Origin of the sequence: Pseudonocardia sp. Ae150A_Ps1 (genome assembly GCF_001932315.1) — a bacterium.
In the GTDB taxonomy this organism is placed as follows: Bacteria; Actinomycetota; Actinomycetes; order Mycobacteriales; family Pseudonocardiaceae; genus Pseudonocardia.
The window spans coordinates 4,731,096-4,748,876 of record NZ_MCIJ01000001.1; the positions used below are offsets into that span (position 1 = coordinate 4,731,096).

The 17,781-nt window shown below is 72.3% G+C and carries 14 protein-coding genes and 1 pseudogene; 4 read left to right on the forward strand and 11 right to left on the reverse strand.

Annotation, left to right across the window (positions count from 1 at the left end; translation table 11 throughout):
* Positions 1-5 precede the first annotated feature (5 nt).
* The 3 genes from Ae150APs1_RS31415 to Ae150APs1_RS22230 all read right to left on the reverse strand — a co-directional run bounded on the left by Ae150APs1_RS31415 (position 6) and on the right by Ae150APs1_RS22230 (position 3,854).
* Positions 6-1,139, reverse strand: a complete 1,134-nt coding sequence (locus tag Ae150APs1_RS31415; protein WP_075300067.1) for a DICT sensory domain-containing protein — start codon at positions 1,137-1,139, stop codon at positions 6-8.
* A 68-nt stretch (positions 1,140-1,207) separates the two neighbouring features.
* A complete protein-coding gene (locus Ae150APs1_RS22225; protein WP_075300069.1) occupies positions 1,208-2,602 on the reverse strand; it encodes an MFS transporter in 1,395 nt (464 codons plus the stop codon).
* A 61-nt stretch (positions 2,603-2,663) separates the two neighbouring features.
* Entirely contained in the window at positions 2,664-3,854 is a 1,191-nt protein-coding gene (locus Ae150APs1_RS22230; RefSeq protein ID WP_075300071.1) for an aminotransferase, read from the reverse strand.
* A 100-nt stretch (positions 3,855-3,954) separates the two neighbouring features.
* On the opposite strand from Ae150APs1_RS22230, the gene Ae150APs1_RS22235 reads away from it, so the two are divergent.
* Positions 3,955-5,142: an MFS transporter gene (locus tag Ae150APs1_RS22235; protein ID WP_249266436.1), complete on the forward strand. Its 1,188-nt coding sequence runs from the start codon at positions 3,955-3,957 to the stop codon at positions 5,140-5,142.
* Positions 5,143-5,210: 68 nt separating this feature from the next.
* On the opposite strand, the gene Ae150APs1_RS22240 is transcribed toward Ae150APs1_RS22235, so the two are convergent.
* Positions 5,211-6,575: an SLC13 family permease gene (locus Ae150APs1_RS22240; protein WP_075300075.1), complete on the reverse strand. Its 1,365-nt coding sequence runs from the start codon at positions 6,573-6,575 to the stop codon at positions 5,211-5,213.
* Between the two features lie 87 nt (positions 6,576-6,662).
* On the opposite strand from Ae150APs1_RS22240, the gene Ae150APs1_RS22245 reads away from it, so the two are divergent.
* Positions 6,663-7,316, forward strand: a complete 654-nt coding sequence (locus tag Ae150APs1_RS22245; RefSeq protein ID WP_075302422.1) for a GntR family transcriptional regulator — start codon at positions 6,663-6,665, stop codon at positions 7,314-7,316.
* Between the two features lie 13 nt (positions 7,317-7,329).
* Here the strand turns inward: Ae150APs1_RS22245 and Ae150APs1_RS22250 are convergent, their stop codons facing one another.
* Positions 7,330-8,484 (reverse strand): CaiB/BaiF CoA-transferase family protein, encoded by a 1,155-nt coding sequence (locus tag Ae150APs1_RS22250; RefSeq protein ID WP_075300077.1) that lies wholly within the window; start codon positions 8,482-8,484, stop codon positions 7,330-7,332.
* A 193-nt stretch (positions 8,485-8,677) separates the two neighbouring features.
* On the opposite strand from Ae150APs1_RS22250, the gene Ae150APs1_RS22255 reads away from it, so the two are divergent.
* On the forward strand, positions 8,678-9,862 hold the full coding sequence (locus Ae150APs1_RS22255) for a cytochrome P450 (protein WP_075300079.1): 1,185 nt from the start codon (positions 8,678-8,680) through the stop codon (positions 9,860-9,862).
* A 158-nt stretch (positions 9,863-10,020) separates the two neighbouring features.
* Here the strand turns inward: Ae150APs1_RS22255 and Ae150APs1_RS22260 are convergent, their stop codons facing one another.
* From Ae150APs1_RS22260 to Ae150APs1_RS33870, 4 genes are read right to left on the reverse strand one after another with little or no spacing between them, the layout of a single operon-like run.
* Complete coding sequence (locus Ae150APs1_RS22260; protein WP_075300081.1) at positions 10,021-10,821, reverse strand: ATP-binding cassette domain-containing protein; 801 nt, start codon at positions 10,819-10,821, stop codon at positions 10,021-10,023.
* Entirely contained in the window at positions 10,818-11,906 is a 1,089-nt protein-coding gene (locus Ae150APs1_RS33860; protein ID WP_075300083.1) for an ABC transporter ATP-binding protein, read from the reverse strand. The genes Ae150APs1_RS22260 and Ae150APs1_RS33860 overlap by 4 nt, the downstream gene beginning before the upstream one ends.
* Positions 11,903-12,811: an ABC transporter permease gene (locus tag Ae150APs1_RS33865; protein WP_075300085.1), complete on the reverse strand. Its 909-nt coding sequence runs from the start codon at positions 12,809-12,811 to the stop codon at positions 11,903-11,905. The genes Ae150APs1_RS33860 and Ae150APs1_RS33865 overlap by 4 nt, the downstream gene beginning before the upstream one ends.
* Positions 12,808-13,242, reverse strand: coding sequence for an ABC transporter permease (locus Ae150APs1_RS33870; protein ID WP_249266437.1), 435 nt, complete (start codon positions 13,240-13,242; stop codon positions 12,808-12,810). The genes Ae150APs1_RS33865 and Ae150APs1_RS33870 overlap by 4 nt, the downstream gene beginning before the upstream one ends.
* Positions 13,243-13,457: 215 nt before the next feature.
* Between Ae150APs1_RS33870 and Ae150APs1_RS34405 the strand changes: the two genes are divergently transcribed.
* Positions 13,458-13,592 carry a hypothetical protein gene (locus Ae150APs1_RS34405; RefSeq protein WP_256385546.1) on the forward strand — a complete coding sequence of 45 codons (135 nt, stop codon included), beginning with the start codon at positions 13,458-13,460 and terminating at the stop codon, positions 13,590-13,592.
* 225 nt (positions 13,593-13,817) lie between these two features.
* Here the strand turns inward: Ae150APs1_RS34405 and Ae150APs1_RS33875 are convergent.
* Positions 13,818-15,476, reverse strand: a pseudogene (locus tag Ae150APs1_RS33875) (ABC transporter substrate-binding protein).
* A gap of 343 nt (positions 15,477-15,819) precedes the next feature.
* Positions 15,820-17,766 carry a cellulase family glycosylhydrolase gene (locus Ae150APs1_RS22290; protein ID WP_075300091.1) on the reverse strand — a complete coding sequence of 649 codons (1,947 nt, stop codon included), beginning with the start codon at positions 17,764-17,766 and terminating at the stop codon, positions 15,820-15,822.
* Positions 17,767-17,781 lie beyond the last annotated feature (15 nt).

Genomic DNA, 17,781 nt, shown 5'->3' on the forward strand with positions numbered 1-17,781 from the left:
CGCCGTCAGCCCCGCAGCAGGGTGACGCCGGTGCCCGCCGCGCCGTCGAGCGCCGCCCACAGGGCGTCGAGCGGGAGCGGCCGGTCCCGGGTCCGGGTGATCACCGCGTGGGACGGCGTCGGCACGAACGGGAACGCCGAGGACAGGCCGGCGACGCTCTCGCAGAGCCGCCGGGCGGTACCGGCGAGCGTCCGGACGTCGAGGCCGGGCAGCACGAGCAGGAACTCCTCGCGGCCGACCCGGACCGGCCGCCCGGTGGCGCCGGTGTGCCCGCCGAGCAGCCGGGCGACGCCCTGGAGCACCGAGGACTCGGCCCGGAACCCGTGCAGGCGGTTCACCGTGCCCAGGCCGTGCACCCGCAGCAGCACCAGCCCGAGCGGCAGCGTCCCGGGGGCCGAGCCGTGCATCCACCGGTCCAGGAACGCCCGGGTGGGCAGGCCGCTGCGCGGATCCCGCTCGGCGCCCGGCTCGTGCGCGTCGAGCCGGTTCTCGGCCAGGTCGGCCCGCCGGCGCTCGTCCGACAGGCTGCGCGCGAGCCGGTCCGCCGCGGCGTCGTAGCGGTGGTCGGTGGCCGTGCCGGGGATCGGGACGACGCGGGACAGCACCTCGTCGAGCGCGCCGGTCCGGCGGGGCCCGAGCCGCGGCCCGAGCTCCCGGCGCAGCCGCAGGAGCTCGTCGTGCGCGTCGGAGTGCCGGAACGACCAGCGTGCGGTGAACAGCCGCCCGCGCTCCAGCGACCGGGCCGACCCGTCGACGGCCTCCAGGTCGTGCGCGACGACGGTGGCCCCGGACCGTGGGGTGAGCACCGTGACGCTCCACTCCCGGGCCGCCGGTTCGCCGTCGGCGAGCGGGACGCAGCCGAGCCCCGGTGGGAGGCCCTCGGGCGGCTCCCCGGCGACGGCGACGACCGCGCCGCCGCCGCACCGCTCGGCGATCCGGGCCCAGGTCCCCAGGTGCGGTTCCAGGTAGCCGGCGCGCTGCACGAGCCCGACGACGGCCGTCGGGCGGTCCCGGGACGGGGCGAGTGCGAAGTCCTCGACGGCGCGGGAGACTGCGGCGAGCAGCGGAGTGGTGACCGTGCGTGAGGGCCGACCCGCGTCGTCGGCGACGGTGACGGGCTCGGGACCGGCTCCGCGCACTCACACCTCACACGTTTGCAGTAACGCCTTTGTAGTGACCGGCGCAGCCCGTGTCCTGCCGAGGTGACCTATGTCGCGTCGGAACGCCGCAACAGTGCAGCGGCGAGTACGGCTCCGACCACGAGAAGTGCCGACGCGATCGTCATCGCGACCCCGAACCCCGGGCCGAACGACGCCGCGTCCGCCGGTCCGTCGCCCCGGATGCCCGCCACCGCGGGCACGACGGCGACGGCCAGCAGCCCGGCCGCCCGTGCGATCGCGTTGTTCACCCCGGAGGCGACGCCGGCGTGCCGGTCGGAGGCGGCGTCGAGCACGGCGGTCGTGAGCGGGGCGACGGCGGCGGAGAGCCCCAGCCCCACCAGCGCGGTCGCGGGGAGGACGTCGAGGAGCCAGCTCGCGCCCGCGTCCAGCCGCCCGGCGAGGAACGCACCCGCGGCGGCCAGCAGCAGCCCGGTCGTCACCAGCGGGGCCGGTCCGGTCCGGGTGGCGAGCCGCCCGGCGCGCGGTGACAGCAGCAGCATGAGGACGGTGACGGGCAGCGTCGCGGTGCCCGCCAGCAGCGGCGAGAACCCGGCCACCACCTGCAGCTGGACCGCGATCAGCACGAACAGCAGCGACAGCGCCGCGTAGACGGCGACGGTCACGAGGTTGGCGCCGGTGAACCGGCGGCCCGCGCTGCCGGTGAACAGGTCCGGCGGCACGAGCGGGGACGGGCTGCGCCGCTCCGCCAGCGCGAAGGCCACCAGCGCGACCACGCCGGCCGCGCCCGCGGCCCACACCGCCGGGCCGGGCGTCCCACCGGTCCCGGCCGCGGTCCCGGCCCAGGTCAGCAGCGCCAGCCCGGCCACGGCGAGCACACTGCCCGGGAGGTCCGGACGGTGCGGCGCCTCCGGGTCGCGCGACTCCGGCACGTGCCGCAGCGCGACCGCGACGACGACCGCCGCGAGCGGCAGGTTGATCAGGAACACCGCCCGCCAGGACCACTCGACCAGCGTCCCGCCGACGAACGGGCCGAGCGCCCCCGCGACCCCGCCGAGGCCGGACCAGGCGCCGATCGCCGCGGCGCGGTCGGCGCCGTGGAACGACGCGGAGATCAGCGCCAGGCTGCCCGGCGTGAGCAGCGCCCCGCCGACGCCCTGCAGCGCCCGCGCGACCGCGAGCAGCTCCACGGTCGGGGCGAGCGCGCACAGCAGGGACGCGACCGCGAACCACACGGCCCCCGTCACGAACACCCGGCGCCGCCCGAACCGGTCACCCAGCGAGCCGCCCAGCAGGATGAGCCCGGCCAGGGTGAGGGTGTAGCCATTGACCGTCCACTGCAGACCGGCGAAGCCCGCGCCGAGCTCCTCACCGATGCGCGGCAGCGCGATCGTGACGACGGTGTTGTCGAGCATCGCCATGCCCGAGCCGAGGATCACCCATCGGCCCGCGGCGGTGCCGGTGCGCAGTCCGGTGTCGGTCACGCGGGCCTCAACGCGTGCCGCCCCGCCCGGATTCCTGGCCCGCCCCGTCGCTCCAGGCCGGTCAGGAGGCTGCGCCGGCCCGGCTGCCGGCCGCCGCCAGCCGGGTCGCGAGCGTCGCCGCTGCCGCCTCGTCGACCTTGCCGACGCTCAGCCGCAGCATCCGGCGGTCGTCGGGCAGGAACGCCGTGCCGGGGATGGTCAGGGTGTCGTGGCCGAGCACCAGCTCACGGACGACGTCGAGCGTCGGCGTGCCCTCGAACGGGTGCCGCACCCACGCGAAGAACGCGCCGAGCGCGACGACCTCGAAGCCGCCCGGCCGGTCCGCCAGCGCCGCGCCCAGCCAGGCCCGGCGGCGCGCGACCTCGGCGACCCGCTCGGCCCGCCAGGTCCCGGCCCGGGTGAGCCCGGCGAGCGCCGCCTCCTGCCCGACCCGCGGCGCGCAGATCGCGACGCAGTCGAGCAGCTTGAGCACCTGGCGGGTGAGGTCCGCCCCGGCGACCACCGACCCGGCGCGGTAGCCGGGGATGGCCAGGTCCTTGGAGTAGGAGTGCAGGCTGACGACGGTGTCGCGCCAGTCCGGGTCGGCGAACAGCGGGTGCGCCGGCTCGTCCGCGGCGTCGCGGAACGAGCGGTAGGTCTCGTCGACGACCAGCGCGATGCCGTGCCGGCGGGCCAGCCCGGCGAACGCCACGATCTCCGACGGCGGCACGGTGACCCCGTTCGGGTTCCCGGGTGTGACCAGCACGATCGCCCGGGTGCGCGGGGTGATCAGGGCCTCGGCGTCGGCGGCGCGGGGGACGAGCTGCTCGTCCGGCTCCAGGTACACCGGGCGCACGCCGCGCATCGTCAGCCACATCTGGTGGTTGAAGTAGTACGGCAGCGGCATGATCATCTCGTCGCCGGGCCCGGCGAGCGCGTCGGCGACGACGGCGAACGCCTGGTTGCAGCCCGCGGTGACGGTCACGTCGTCCGGGGTGACGGTGCCCGCGTAGTCGCGGGAGAGCTCGTCGGCGATCGCCCGCCGCAGCGGCGGCAGCCCCGGGACGGGCGCGTAGCCGAGGATCGCCGGGTCCTGGGTGGTCGCGACGACCTGCTCGACGACCTCCGGCGCCGGTGGGTAGGCCGGTGCGGCCTGGGAGAGGTCGAGCAGCGGGTGCTCGGCGTCGCGGGCGGGGTCGCGTTCGCCGGCCAGCGCGAGCGCCGCGCCGATGGGGGAGTCGCTGCCCGCTGCCGTGGTGGGGTCGAGTCGCACCGCTGCGCGCCGTCCTTCCGGTTCTTCAGACGATCGTCGGCTGTCCGACGGGCAGTCTAGGTGGCGCGCCGCTACGGTCCTCCGGGCGAACGGTTGCGAGGTGAGACGTCCGGTGCACGACCCGGTGCCGCGCCGCCGCGTGCTGGCCGTGCTGTGCCTGACCGAGCTCACCAGCTGGGGCGTCCTCTACTACGCGCTCCCGGTGCTGGCCCCGGCGATCTCGGACGACACGGGCTGGTCGCACTCCGCCGTGACCGGCGCGTTCTCCGCCGGGCTGGTGGTGTCGGCGCTGGCCGGGATCGGCGTCGGACGGGTGCTGGACCGGTGGGGCCCGCGGTGGCCGATGACCGCCGGGTCGCTGCTCGCGGTGCCTGCCGTCGTCGCGATCGCCTGTGCGGGGTCGTGGCCGTGGTTCCTGGCCGCGTGGCTGCTCGCCGGGCTCGCCCAGTCCGCGACGCTCTACCCGCCGGCGTTCGCGGCGCTGACCCGCTGGTGGGGCACCGACCGGGTGCGGGCGCTGACCTGGGTCACCCTGGCCGGCGGGCTGGCGAGCACGGTGTTCGCGCCGCTCACGGCGGCGCTGCTGGAGCCGTTCGGGTGGCGCGGGACCTACCTGGTGCTCGCCGTCGTCCTCGGGGTGGTGACGGTCCCCGCGCACCTGTTCGGGCTGCGCGGGCCGTGGCCGGAGGCGCCGGAACCGCCGCGCGGCGCCCGGCCGGGCGCGATCACCCGCAGCCCGGCGTTCCTGCTGACGGTCGCCGCGGTGTGCCTCGGCGTGTTCTGCAGCTTCGCGGTCGCGGTGAACCAGGTGCCGCTGCTCATCGAGCGCGGCCTGGACGTGCAGGCGGCGGCCTGGGCGCTCGGCCTCGGCGGTCTCGGCCAGGTCGCGGGCCGGGCGTTCTACGCGCGGACGGTCGGGCGGCTCGGGGTGCGGACCCGCGCGGTCGTCGTCCTCGCCGGGCTCGGTGCCACGACGGCGCTGCTCGGGCTGCTGCCCGGACCGGCGTGGCTGCTGGTCGCCGTGGCCGTCCTGACCGGCGCCGCCCGCGGGATCACGACGCTGCTGCAGGCGACGGCGGTGTCCGACCGGTGGCCGTCGAAGTACTACGGCCGGCTCAACGGCCTGCTGTCCGCCCCGGCGACGGCCGCCGTCGCGATCTCGCCGTGGGCGGGCGCGGCGCTGGCCGGACTGCTCGGCGGGTACCCGGCGCTGTTCGTGGTCCTCGCGGGGGCGACGACGCTCGGCGCACTGCTGGCACTCGGGACCCGGACGCCGTCGTCCCGCTGAGCCCGCACCGGCAGTGCCGGTCCGGGGATCCGCGGAACCCGGCGCGCCGGACGGCGCGGGCCGCGGGCTCACACGACGAGGCCCAGGACGACGATCAGGGGCAGCGCCACGACCGACGCCAGTGCCGTGACGAAGGTGAGCGCCTTGAGCGCCCCGCGGGTCGTCACGCCGAGCAGCGCCTGGAACATCCAGAAGAAGTTGCTGTTGACGTGCAGCGCGAACAGCGAGCCCGCGCCGATCGCGAGCCCGATGATCAGCGGCTGGACGTCGAGCTGGGCGAGGATCGGGCCGATGATCCCGGCCGCGGTGATCGCGGCGACCGAGATCGACCCGATGGCGAGGTGCAGCACGGCGGCGATCAGCCAGGCGACCAGGATGCTGACCACCACCGGGGAGGCGGCGTCGGCGGAGAAGAGGCCGGCGAGGACGCCGTCGAGGTCGGTCTCGCCGATGACCGCGCCCAGCGAGCCGCCGACGCCGGTGATGAGCAGGATCTGGCCGGTGGTGGCGAGCCCCCGGCCCATCGCGGAGTCCGTGGCCGCGCCACCGATCGTCGCCTTGGCGAGCGCGTAGGCGCCCACCAGGCCGACGAACAGGGCCAGCGCCGGGTCACCGAGGAACGCGATGAAGGGCGTCGAGAACCCGGCGGCCTCGGCGACGGCCCCGAACGCGATCAGCAGCAGCGGGACCAGTACCGGGAGCAGCGAGACCGGCAGCGACGGGATGCGGCCGGAACCCGGCGCGGGTGCGGCCTCGGTGCCGGTGCCGGTGTCCTGCCCGGTCCGCGGGAGCTCGGCGGGATCGACCTCGTCGCGCTCGGGGTTCCAGAAGCCCGCCGCGACGAGTCGCCGGTAGAGGAACACCGTGAGCACCGCGGTGGCGACGCCGATCAGCAGGCCGTAGCCGAGCATCTGGGCGAGCGGGACGCCGAGCAACCCGGCGATCGAGATCGTCCCCAGCCCGGGGACGACGAAGACGTACCCGACCAGGATCCCGGTGGTGAGCGCGCCGGCCATGATGCCCAGCCCGCGCGGGCCCAGCCGGGGCGCTGCCTGCCGGGCCAGCGGGGCGGCGAGCACGAGCTGGACGTCCACGTAGATCGACGGGAACAGGGCGGTCATCACCGCGGCCATCGCGTACGGCAGGCGGCGTGCGCCGAGCCCGTCCAGCAGCAGCCCGACCAGCCGCTGGAGCGCCCGCATCGCGAACAGCAGGGACCCGATCAGGACGCCGAAGCCGATCAGCAGCCCGACCTCGGCCATGATCGAGCCGAAGCCGTCGACGATCGCCCCGAGCGTGGCCTCGAAGCCCAGGCCGGACGCCAGGCCGAGATAGAGCGACCCGGTGATCAGCGAGATGATCGGGTCCACTTTCAGCGCCATGATGAGAAGGACGACCGCGAGAATCGCGATCGTCGTGTGGACCACGATCATCCTTGCTCCTGTGCAGTGGGGTTCGTCGGGTCGGGAAATGGGAATCGTGTCCGGGTGGCCGGACAATGGTCACGTACGATGCCGGACGTGAATCTGGGGCCGGCGCACACACCCACGAAGGCGGAGGTCGCCTACACGGTGCTGCGCGAGGCGATCCGGTCCGGCCGACTGGCGCCCGGCGAGCGGGTGACCCTCAACGGGCTCGCCGAGCAGCTGGAGATGAGCCTGACGCCGGTCCGCGAGGCGCTGCGCCGGCTCGCCGAGCACGGGCTGGTCGAGCAGGTGCCGAACCGCGGCACCGTGATCGCCCGGCACAGCGCGGAACGCGTCGCCGAGATCTACCGGCTGCGTCTCGCACTCGAACCGATGGCGGCCGAGCGGGCCGCCGGGCTGGTGACCGACACCGACGTCCGCGAGATCGAGGCGGCCCTCGGCGCGGTCGACGAGGCGACCCGGGCGAACGCGGACATCTCGACGGTCGGCGCGCGCAATGCGGAATTCCACCGTCGCGTGTACCGGGCGGCCCGGTCGCCGATGCTGGAGGAATTCGTCGCGCGATTGTGGAACGCATTGCCGTTCCAGGCCGTCGTCCTCGAGAACCGCTACGAGACGTTCGCGCGCGAACACCGTGAGCTCGTCGACGCGCTGGCCCGCCGGGACCCGGCGGCCGCGCGGGAGATCCTGCACCGGCACATCGCCGACGCCGCGGCGAGCGCGGCCGACTGGCTGGACCGCGACTGACCGCCGGCGGGTCTCAGGAACCACCGGTGCGGGCGGACAGCTCGGCGCGCACCGCGTCGGTGTGCTCGCCCAGCGCGGGGACCGGCGCCATCCGCGGCTCGCGCCCGCGCACCGTGATCGGGGGCAGCAGCGCCGGGACGGGACCGCCCTGGGTGCCGACCTCCCGGATCCGGTCCCGGGCCGCCAGCTGCGGGTGGTCGAACAGCTCGCCGACGTCGCGCAGCTGGGAGTTGGCGATCTGCGCGCGGTCCAGCCGGTCGACGGCCTCGGCGGCCGTGAGGGTCGCGAACCGCTGCTCGACGAGCTCCTGCACGGCGCCCCGGTTCCGGTACCGGACGTCGTTGGTGACCAGGCCGGCGCGGTCGGCCAGCTCCGGCTCGCCCAGCACGACCTCGCAGAACCGCCGCCACTCCCGGTCGTTCTGCACGGACAGGTAGACGGCGCCGTCGGCCGTCGCGAACGGGCCGTACGGCGCGATCGCGGCGTGGTGGAGCCCGGACCGGGGCGGCGCCGAGCCGGTGAACCGGGAGAAGTAGGCGGCGTAGCCCATCCACTCGGCGAGCGCCTCGAACAGCGTCACCTCGAGGACCTGGCCGCGGCCGGTGCGCTCGCGCTCGTAGAGGGCGGACAGGATCCCGGAGAACGCGTACATGCCCCCGGCGATGTCGGCGACGGGGATCCCGGCCTTCACCTGCTCGTCCGGCGTCCCCGTCACGGACGGCAGCCCGGCTTCGCACTGGACCAGCAGGTCATAGGCCTTCTTACCGCCGTAGGGCCCGTCCTCGCCGTAGCCGGACAGCTCGCAGACGACGAGCCGGGGGTGGGTCTCCGACAGCGTCGCGCCGTCCAGCCCGAGCCGGCCCACCGCGCCGGGGGCCAGGTTGGACGCGAAGACGTCGGCCTCGTCCAGCAGCGACCGCAGCGCGGCCAGCCCGTCGGGGTCCTTGACGTCGAGCTCGACCGACTCCTTGCCCCGGTTCACCCATACGAAGTGGCTGGACTGGCCCAGGACGGTGGTGTCGTACTGGCGGGCGAAGTCACCCGTGCCGGGACGTTCGATCTTGATCACCCGGGCGCCGAGGTCGGCGAGCTGGCGGGTGGCGAACGGGATGGCGATGGCCTGCTCGAGGGCGACGACGGTGACGCCGTCGAGAGGGAGCGGGGTCACGGCGGTGCCTCCGGACGTTGGACGGGGTGGTCGGCGGGACGGTACCGAATAATTTATAAATCAACAACGACGACGGGACCGCCCCCGCGGGTGCCGTCGCCGCCCGGCCGGGCCGGTCGTCGTCGGACCGGGGGCAGCGGTGCCCGGAGCTGGTAGACATCGGACGGACGACGCCCCACCACCCGGGAGAGCCGTGACCGTTCCCGCAGCGCCCACCGTCCCTGCCAGTGACGTCGACCTGTTCTCCGAACCGGCGCGGATCGACCCCTACCCGATCTACGAGGAGCTCCGGGAGCTCGGGCCCGTGGTCCGGCTGACCCGGGACGGCCTCTACGCGCTGCCGCGCTACGACGAGGTCCGCGCGGCCCTCATGGACTGGCGGACGTTCTCGTCGGCCCGGGGAGTGTTCGTCGACCCGCAGGTCAACGCGCAGCTCGAAGGCATCACGCTGTGCAGCGACCCGCCGGACCACACGATGATGCGCTCGGTCCTCGGACGCCCGCTGCGCCAGGACCGGATGCGCGAGATCGCCCCGCGCATCGAGGCCGAGGCCGCGACGATCGTCACCGAGCTGGTCGACCGCGGCCGGTTCGACGCCGCCACCGAGCTCGCCGAGCACCTCCCGATGGCCGTCGTGTCCGAGCTGGTCGGGCTCCCGGACCGGGGGCGGGAGAAGATGCTGGAGTGGGCGGCCGCCATCTGGAACGTCCAGGGGCCCGCCAACGAGCGGTTCACCGCGTCGCAGCCGTCGGTCGACGAGTTCATGGCGTTCGCCGTCGAGGAGGCGGTGCCGGGCCGGCTCCGCCCGGACGGCTGGGCGGCGCACCTCTACGAGGCCGCCGACCGCGGGGAGATGCCGCACGACAAGTGCCCGGTGATGATGCTCGACTACGTCACGCCGAGCCTGGACACGACGATCCTGGCCATCTCGAACACCGTCCGGCTGTTCGCCGAGCACCCCGACCAGTGGGACCTGCTGCGCGCGGACCGCTCGCTCATCCCGCACGCGATCAACGAGTCGCTGCGCCTGGAGACGCCGGTGCCGCAGTTCTCCCGCGTCCTCACCGAGGACCACGAGATCGGTGGGACCCTGCTCCCGGCGGGGTCGCGCGTCGCCCTGCTCTACGGGTCGGCGAACCGCGACGACCGGCACTACCCCGATCCGACGCGGTTCGACATCACGCGGCGGCCGTCGGACCACCTGGCCTTCGGCCGGGGTGAGCACGTCTGCGTGGGCATGCACCTGGCGCGGCTGGAGATGACGGCTCTCCTGGACCGGCTGGCCGACCGGGTGCGCCGGTTCGAGATCGTCGAGTCGCGCCCGATGGTCAACAACGGGTTGCGGGGGCTGGAGAGCCTCGTGGTCACGGTCTCCTGACGGACGGGATCCGGGGGCGGGACGCGTCCTCCGGACGCACTCGCCGACGTGGCGGCACAGCCCGTGACCTGGCGTCGACGTGCGTCCGCGATCGGCGCACCGGTGACAGGGTCACACTCCGACCGGTGCCGTCGCGGGCTGTCCAGAGTGGACCCCGGTCAGGGTGGACCCGTCGACGTGCGCCACGGATCAGGCGCAGCCTCGGCCAGTCGACGGGTGTAGGGATCGGCCGGTTCGAAAATGATCTGGTCGGCATCCCCGTGCTCGACGATGCGTCCCTGGTTCATGACCATGATCGATGTCGAGAAGTGCCGGGCAGTCGCGAGGTCGTGGGTGATGTAGAGCACCGCCAGGTCGTCCTCGCGCTTGAGTCGTTCGATCAGCGTGAGGATGTCCAGCCGGACGGAGACATCGAGCATGGACACGGGTTCGTCGGCGATGAGGATCCGGGGCCGGGCGGCGAGAGCCCGCGCGATGGCGACCCTCTGGCGCTGCCCGCCCGACAGTTCGTGGGGCAGCTTGTCGACGAACTGCTCGACGGGGCGCAGGCTCACCCGCTCCAGCAGTTCGAGCACGCCGCGCCGTTCGGCGTCGGCGTCGGTGGCCAGCCGGTGGATACGCAGTGGACGACCCAGCAGGTGCCGCACCGGCTTCACGGGGTTGAGCGAGGCGAAGGGGTCCTGGAACACCATCTGGACGACCTTGCGGTAGGCACGCAGCGAACGGGAATCGGTCCGCCGTGGCTCGCCGTCGAGCAGCACGTGGCCTGCGGTGGGCCTGTCGAGGCTGCTGAGTACGCGCGCGACGGTGGACTTACCGCTCCCGCTGGCGCCGACCAGCGCCACGGTCGCACCGGACGTGATGGTGAACGAGACCCCGTCGACGGCGCGCAGCGGGGCATCGCGCCGGCCGCGCACGCGGAACTCGCGGACCAGGTCGACGGCCTGCAGACTGCTCATCGATGATCCCTCCCGGCGCTGCGAGGTACAGCGCTCACGTCCAGCGATGCCGGTGATCCATCGGGCACCGTATGCGGGTGATGCAGCTTGCAGGCGACGTCTGCCGCAGCGGTCGGTACCAGGTGGACGTCGCCGCTCGTGCACTCGGGCATCACGAATCCACACCGGTCGGCGAACGCGCATCCGGTCAGCTCGAGAGCCAGGTCGGGTGGATGTCCCGGGATCCCCCGTCGTTCTCGACGCTCCGAGCGCAGGGTCGGAAAGGCTTCGAGCAGCCCGGCGGTGTAGGGGAGCTTCGGATCGTTCTTGATCTGGGTCGTGGTCCCGATCTCGACGATGCGTCCGGCGTACATCACCGCGATCCGGTCGCCGTACTCCAGGAGCAGAGACAGGTCGTGGGTGATGAACACGACGGCGAAGTGCAGCCGGGCCTGCAGTTCCTTGATGGCGTCGAGGATCTCGCGTTGCACGAGTACGTCGAGTGCGGTGGTGGGCTCGTCCATGAGGACGACGTCGGGTTCGAGCGCGAGCGCCATTGCGATGATGACCCGCTGGCGCATGCCGCCCGACAGCTCGTGCGGGTAGGTCCGCAGCACCCGCTGCTCCAGGCCGACGAGATCGAGCAGCTCGGCGCAGCGGGCGTGACGTGCGGTGCGATCGATGCCGGGCCGGTGGGTGCGGAGCACGTCGTCCAGCTGGACCGAGATGCGCTGCACGGGGTTGAGCGCGTTCATCGCCCCCTGGAACACCATCGAGATCCGGTCCCACCGGAACCTGCGCAGCTGCGCACCGGCCAGCTCCGTCAGCTCGACCCCTGCGGTACCCGGCGACGCCGACGGGGCGTGGAAACGGATCGAGCCGCCCACACGACGCGCGGGCGCCCGCAGCAGCCTGGCGACGGCGTAGGCGAACGTGGACTTGCCACAGCCGCTCTCGCCGGCGATGCCGAGCAGCTCCCCCGGGTACACGTCGAGGTCCACACCGCGCACGGCGTGTACCGGAGCCGCTGCCTCGTAGTCGATGTGCAGGTCGCGGACGACCAGCACGGGATCGCTCGACGGCGGCCGGGTCGGGGATCCGGTCATCGGATGTCCTCTCCGCCGGCTCGGCTCGCCGGCAGGCGTAAGCGTGGGTTGAGCAGCTCGTCGAGGCCCATGTTGAGCAGGGTCAGCCCCGCGCCCAGGACGGAGATGCACAGCCCGGGCGGGATGAACCACCACCATGCCCCGCGCAGCAGCGCCTCTCCGTTCTGGGCGAAGAACAGCATCGTTCCCCAGGTGACGGAGTCGAGGTCGCCGAGGCCGAGGAAGGACAGACCTGCCTCGGCGAGGACCGCGCCGATCATGGCGAAGACGAATTGAGAGATCAGGATCGGGTACAGGTTGGGCAGCACCTCGACCAGGACGATGCGCCAGGGGCGCTCGCCGGAGGCGCGGGCGGCCTCGACGTAGTCGCGGTGCGACAGAGAGGCGGTCTGGGCCCTGAGCACCCGGGCCGCAGCCGCCCAGCTGGTGATCGCGATGAGGACGGCGATGGCGACGAGGCCGCTGCCCTGCAGGTAGCTCGCCGCGACCACGATCAGCGGCAGGGACGGGACGACGAGGAAGATGTTGCTGACCAGGTTGAGGGTCTCGTCGATCCAGGCTCCCGCGTAGCCCGCGACGACGCCGAAGATCGTGGCCAGCACCATCGTGAGGACGCCCGCCAGCACGCCGACCATCAGGGACGACCGGAAACCGACGACCGTCTGGGCCAAGATGTCCTGTCCGTTGTTGTTGGTGCCGAGCAGGTGCTCGGCCGAGGGTGCCGCGAGCAGGTCCGTACCGGTGGCGGAGGGGTCCCCGACCAGCAGCGGCCCGACCAGCGCGATGAGGACGTAGACAGCGAGCACGGACGCCCCGACCACGAACTTGGGCCGCCGCAGCAGCGCCGTCAGCCTGCGGGGTGGCCGGACCCGTGCAGACGGTGTCGTGCTGGTGAGGGCGGTCATCGCGCACCTGCCTCGGCGCCGGTCCGGACGCGGGGGTCGATCAGGGTGTAGATCAGGTCGACCAGCAGGTTCGCCGCGAGCACGGCCACCGTGATGATCAGGAAGATGCCCTGCATCAGTGGATAGTCGCTGTTGCGTACCGCCTGCAGCAGGGTGAACCCGATCCCCGGGTAGCTGAAGACCGCTTCGGTGACGATGGACCCTCCCACGATGAACCCCAGTGAGACGGCGACACCCGAGACGCTGGGCAGGACGGCGTTGCGGGCGGCGTAGCCGAGCATCACGCGGCGCACGCTCAACCCCTTCGCCTGCGCGGTGACCACGTAGTCCTCGCCCAGCACGGACACCATCATGTTGCGCATGCCGAGCAGCCATCCCGCCAGGGAACTGACCACGATGGTGATCGCCGGCAGGAGCGCGTGGACGATCACGTCGCCGGCGAACTCGGGGTACCACCCTCGGCTCGAGGTCGATGTCGTAGCCCGATCCCAGCGGGAACCACCCGAGGCCGGCGGCGAGGAAGTAGATCGCCGCCAGCGCCAGCCAGAAGTAGGGCACCGCGGCGAGCATCGTCGAGCTGGTCACCAGTGAGTCGACGATCCCGCCGCGGAACCAACCTGCGGCCGTTCCCGTGGCGATGCCGAGCGTGAACGACAGGATCGTCGCGACGCCGACCAGCCCGACCGTCCACGGCATCGCCTGCCCGATGATGTCGCCGACCGGGGTCGGGAAGAACGTCACCGAGCGCCCCAGGTCGCCGCTGAAGATCTGGCCGAAGTAGCGCAGGTACTGCACGCCAAGCGGCTCGTCGCTGACGCCGAGGAGCAGTTCCAGCGACCGCCGCGCCTCCGGCGTGACCGGAGCCATGGAGGACTGGCGGGCCAGCACCGCGTCCACCGGGTTACCCGGCGCGAGCCGGGGGATCAGGAAGTTGAGCGACAGCGCCGCGATCAGTGCTGCCAGGTAGAAGGACAGCTTCTTTGCCAGAAAGCGCATGAGTCGGCCCCTACCGCACCGGGACGACGATCTTACCGATGATGCCGGTATCCGGGTAGAGGTCCGCTCGTGGCACCGCGTACCGGTTGTCGTCCGTCGGCCAGCCGGTGACCTTCGTGGCCAGGAATGTGGTGTTCGGACTGTTCTGGTACAGCGGGATGAGGGGTAGCTCGTCGAGGACGACCCGGGAGATCTGGTGGGTGAACCTGGTCCGCGCCTGCTCGTCCTCGGTGCCCTCGATGGACGCGAGGGCGGCGTCCACGGCCGGGTCGGAGAAACGCGAATAGTTCGACGCCACGCGCCGGCCCACCGGTGCCGAGTTACCCGACCACAGGAGCTGTTTGTAGAGGGAGTAGGGATCGGGCAGCCCGCCGAGCCCGTCGATCAGCAGCTGGAAGTCGCCGGTGGCGCGGTCGGAACCGAACTGGGCCGATGACACCTGCTGCACGTCGAGGGCGATTCCGGCGTCGCGCAACTGGCCCTGGAACAATTGCAGTGCCTGGATGTAGTCGGTGTAGCCGGCGACGACCTTCACGGTCATCGCGAGTCGGCGCCCGGTGCGTTCGACGTAGATGCCGTCGCCCCCCAGGGTGTAGCCGGCCTGTTCCAGAGCGGCCCGGGCGCCGGCGACGTCGCGCACGACAGGTTGCTGCGTGCGGTAGACGTCGTCGCGAGGGGTCTGGAACATCTCGGGGCTGGCCGGCTTCGCCACGTCGAAGTAGACGGTCTTCACCACCCGCTCGCGATCCAACGCCAGATTGATCGCTCTGCGGACCGCGAGGTCGTCGGTGGGTCACGTCGTGGTGTTGGGCACGAACGAGGTCTGGTAGATGCCGGTCGAGGGGACCAGGTGGGTCGCCGGGTCCTTGGACACCCAGTTCTTCTGCGGGTCGGGGACGAACGTGCTGCCCCAGTCGATCTGCTCGGCCAGCAGCGATTGATTGGCGCTGGTGTTGTCGCTGAAGGAGATGAATCGCATGCCATCGATCGCCGGTTTTCCTTTTTCCCAGTAGCGTGGGTTCTTGCGGAGCAGGAACGTCTGCGGAGTGAACGAGGCGAGGGTGAACGGGCCCGTCCCGATCGGCTCGGGATTCAGCTCCTTGGCCGGATCGGGGATCTTCGCCCACACATGCTCGGGTGCGATCAGTGTGCGCCCCGCGATACGCCACAGCTCGCTGTACGCCGGGCCGGGGAAGGTCATGACCACGGTGTCGTCGTCGGTGGCCGTGACCGAACTGATGGTCAGCCCGTTGGAGTTCAACTCCGGGCGCTTGCGGATGGTGTCGAAGGTGAAGGCCACGTCGGCGGCACTGAACGGTGTCCCGTCGTGCCAGGTGACGCCTCGCCGGGTGGTGATGGTGAGCTTCTTGCCGCCGTCGGAGAACTCGGTCGCGGTGGCCAGCTGTGGCGTCGGGGGCGTTCGTTCGGCCATGTTGAAGAAGCTCAACGTCTCGAAGACCGTGCCGGCGATGCCCGGTTGCGCCTGGCTGGGTACGAAGGGGTTGAAGTTCTCGACGTACGCCCCGGAGGCGCCGGCGGTCACCGTCATGATGGTGCCGTTCGAGGTCGGGCGCCCGGCCGAGCCCGAGCATGCGCTCACGGTGAGCGCGGTGACGAGTACGCCGGCAACGAGGAGACGACGACGTCTCCTGATGGCTCTACCGGCCATGACTTCTCCCCTCGAACGGGCACGACGGCCGTCACCGGCGCCCGTCCTGATCGTCGTTGATTGTTGGTGACAGGTGACGTGCTCGAGCCGACGGCGGCGAGGCGGCTGACCATCGCCGCCGTTGCCGAGGTGGTCGGCGTGTCGACCGGAGCTGTGCAGTCCGCCCTCGACGGAGGACACGGGATCACGGACGACCGTGGGCGGCGGCCCAGCACCGCGACGAGGGCACCGAGCCGCTCACACTCCGGCGATCGGGCTGGTCAGGCATCGTTCTGTGCACGTGCTCGACGTCGAGTCGTCGCTCGACGCCGAGCGGATGCCGCCCTCGCACGGCCGTGGGGTGTCACGGAGAGATCTCGCACACGGTGACGCCGAAGGGGTCGAGCGAGACGTCCGTGCACGGTGCGCCGTCGAGATCGGCGAGCTTGCCCTGGTTCAGCAGGGGGGTGACCGATGCCGGGGCCGGCGACTGGTTGACGAACCAGGCGAACCGCCGGCCGTCCTCGTGGTCCAGGACCGAGGCGAGCACGTTCGGGTCCGCGACGGTCACCGGTGGTGTGACTCCCGCCTCGGCGGCGAGCGCGGAGTAGACCTGCCAGGTGTCCTCGGGGTTGGCGTGGGGGGTGCAGGCCGCGAGGTGTTCCAGGGGGTAGGTGCACAGCACCAGTGCGCCGCGGCCGACCCGGTGGCGGAGCAGGGCCGGCGGGCCGTGGCCGTCGACGGCGATCACCTCGGCGTCGTCCGGTTCCACCGGGAGGAAGGCCGCCGAGTCGCCCCGTCCGCCCACGCGGAAGCGCAGCCGGTCGCCCGGGGAGAGATGGCCGAAGGGCCGCTGGATGACGAACTCCACCTCGTCGTCCTCGATGGCATCCACCAGTCCGTAGCGGAGCTGCTTGAGGACCCCGAACGTCTCGTCGAGACAGGGCCACCAGGAACCGCGCTGGCTGCCGTGCTCGCCGACGAAGTACGAGGCGTAGACCGTCGCGCCGGCGTCGGCCAGCTCACGGAGCCGGCTCCAGGTGGGGCCCAGCAGCTGTTTGGCGGAGGGGATCACGTACAGCCGGCAGTCATCGGGCAGCCCGTCGAGTTCACGGGCGAGGCCGGCCGGCAGGTCGGCCTCCCGGCTCGCGATGTAGGCCTGCCTGGTCGCCTCGACCACACTGGACGCGTCCGCGGGCACGGTGAACGGGTACTCGGCTTCGAGGAACGAGGACACCACGACCGCGATGTCGGTGTCCGGCCTCTGCAGACGTGCCGCGTCGGTGCGCCGGAGAACCTCGGAGAACGCCCGGACCTCGGCCAGCTGAGCCTTCGGCCGGCCGTTCCTGTCGGTCAGTCCGAAGTGCATCTCGAAGGGATGGTGTACGTAGGGTTCCCGGTCGGCCAGGTCGTCGTAGTCGGTGTTGTTCCACGGGATCCAGCCCGTCGCCCCGGCCAGGAGCGTGGTGTGCAGGAACTGGCGGTAGAAGTGGGCGGCGTTGACCTCCGAGACGTACTCGTCGGTGACCCCGAACTCCTCCATCACCACCGGCAACCCGCCGATGTCGAGCAGCTCGCACACGAACGCGGCATGGAGGTGCTGGCGCACCTGGTCGTTCGCCGATGCGTACACGTGCGGGCCGTGGAAGTCGACCGACGACGCGAGCTCGCGGAGGCGGAAGCCGTTGTCGCAGCCGGTGACCTCGATACCCCAGCCGCCGTCGCCGACCGACACCGGCTGGGGTGCTCCGGCGTCGCGGATCTCGCCGATGAGGTCGCGGGCCCATGCGGTGACCGAGTCCGAGTCGAGAGTGCCCACACCGCCGCTGCGAGGGTCCGCATAGATCGGGATCTCGTTGCTCAGCAACCACCCGGCGATCGCGGGATGGTCCCTCCAGCGGCCGGCGAGCTGACGCACGTACCACCGCTGCTGTTCGACGAAGCTCGCGTCGGTGAACACGTCGCGTCCCCGCCGCCAGGACGGGGCCCAGTTCTGCCCGGACATGTGGCCGACGATGAACGTCGGGATGGTCGTCATCCCGAGTGCCCGGTGCCGCTCGAGGAAGTCGTCGTAGTGCGCCAGGATCGCCTCGTCGAGCGTCGACTCCGCCGGCATCACGTCGGGCCAGAACAGGAAGCTGCGGGTGAGCGTGATGCCGTGCTCGCGCAGCTGCCGCAGTTCGGTGGCGACGAACTCGCCGTCGTAGTCCCGCCACATGAACGGGCCGCCCTGACGCGACCAGTAGTTCACCCCCAGCCACAGCCGAGGCTGCCCGCCGTCGCCGGCCAGTCGTCGTGCGTTACGTCGCATCGATGGTTCCCTTCG

Excerpts from the sequence above, each read along its gene's own strand:
- Ae150APs1_RS22240 (WP_075300075.1), bottom strand. The coding sequence starts at position 6,575 with ATGATCGTGGTCCACACGACGATCGCGATTCTCGCGGTCGTCCTTCTC.
- Ae150APs1_RS22260 (WP_075300081.1), bottom strand. The coding sequence starts at position 10,821 with ATGAGCAGTCTGCAGGCCGTCGACCTGGTCCGCGAGTTCCGCGTGCGC.
- Ae150APs1_RS22290 (WP_075300091.1), bottom strand. The coding sequence starts at position 17,766 with ATGCGACGTAACGCACGACGACTGGCCGGCGACGGCGGGCAGCCTCGG.
- Ae150APs1_RS33865 (WP_075300085.1), bottom strand. The coding sequence starts at position 12,811 with ATGACCGCCCTCACCAGCACGACACCGTCTGCACGGGTCCGGCCACCC.
- Ae150APs1_RS33860 (WP_075300083.1), bottom strand. The coding sequence starts at position 11,906 with ATGACCGGATCCCCGACCCGGCCGCCGTCGAGCGATCCCGTGCTGGTC.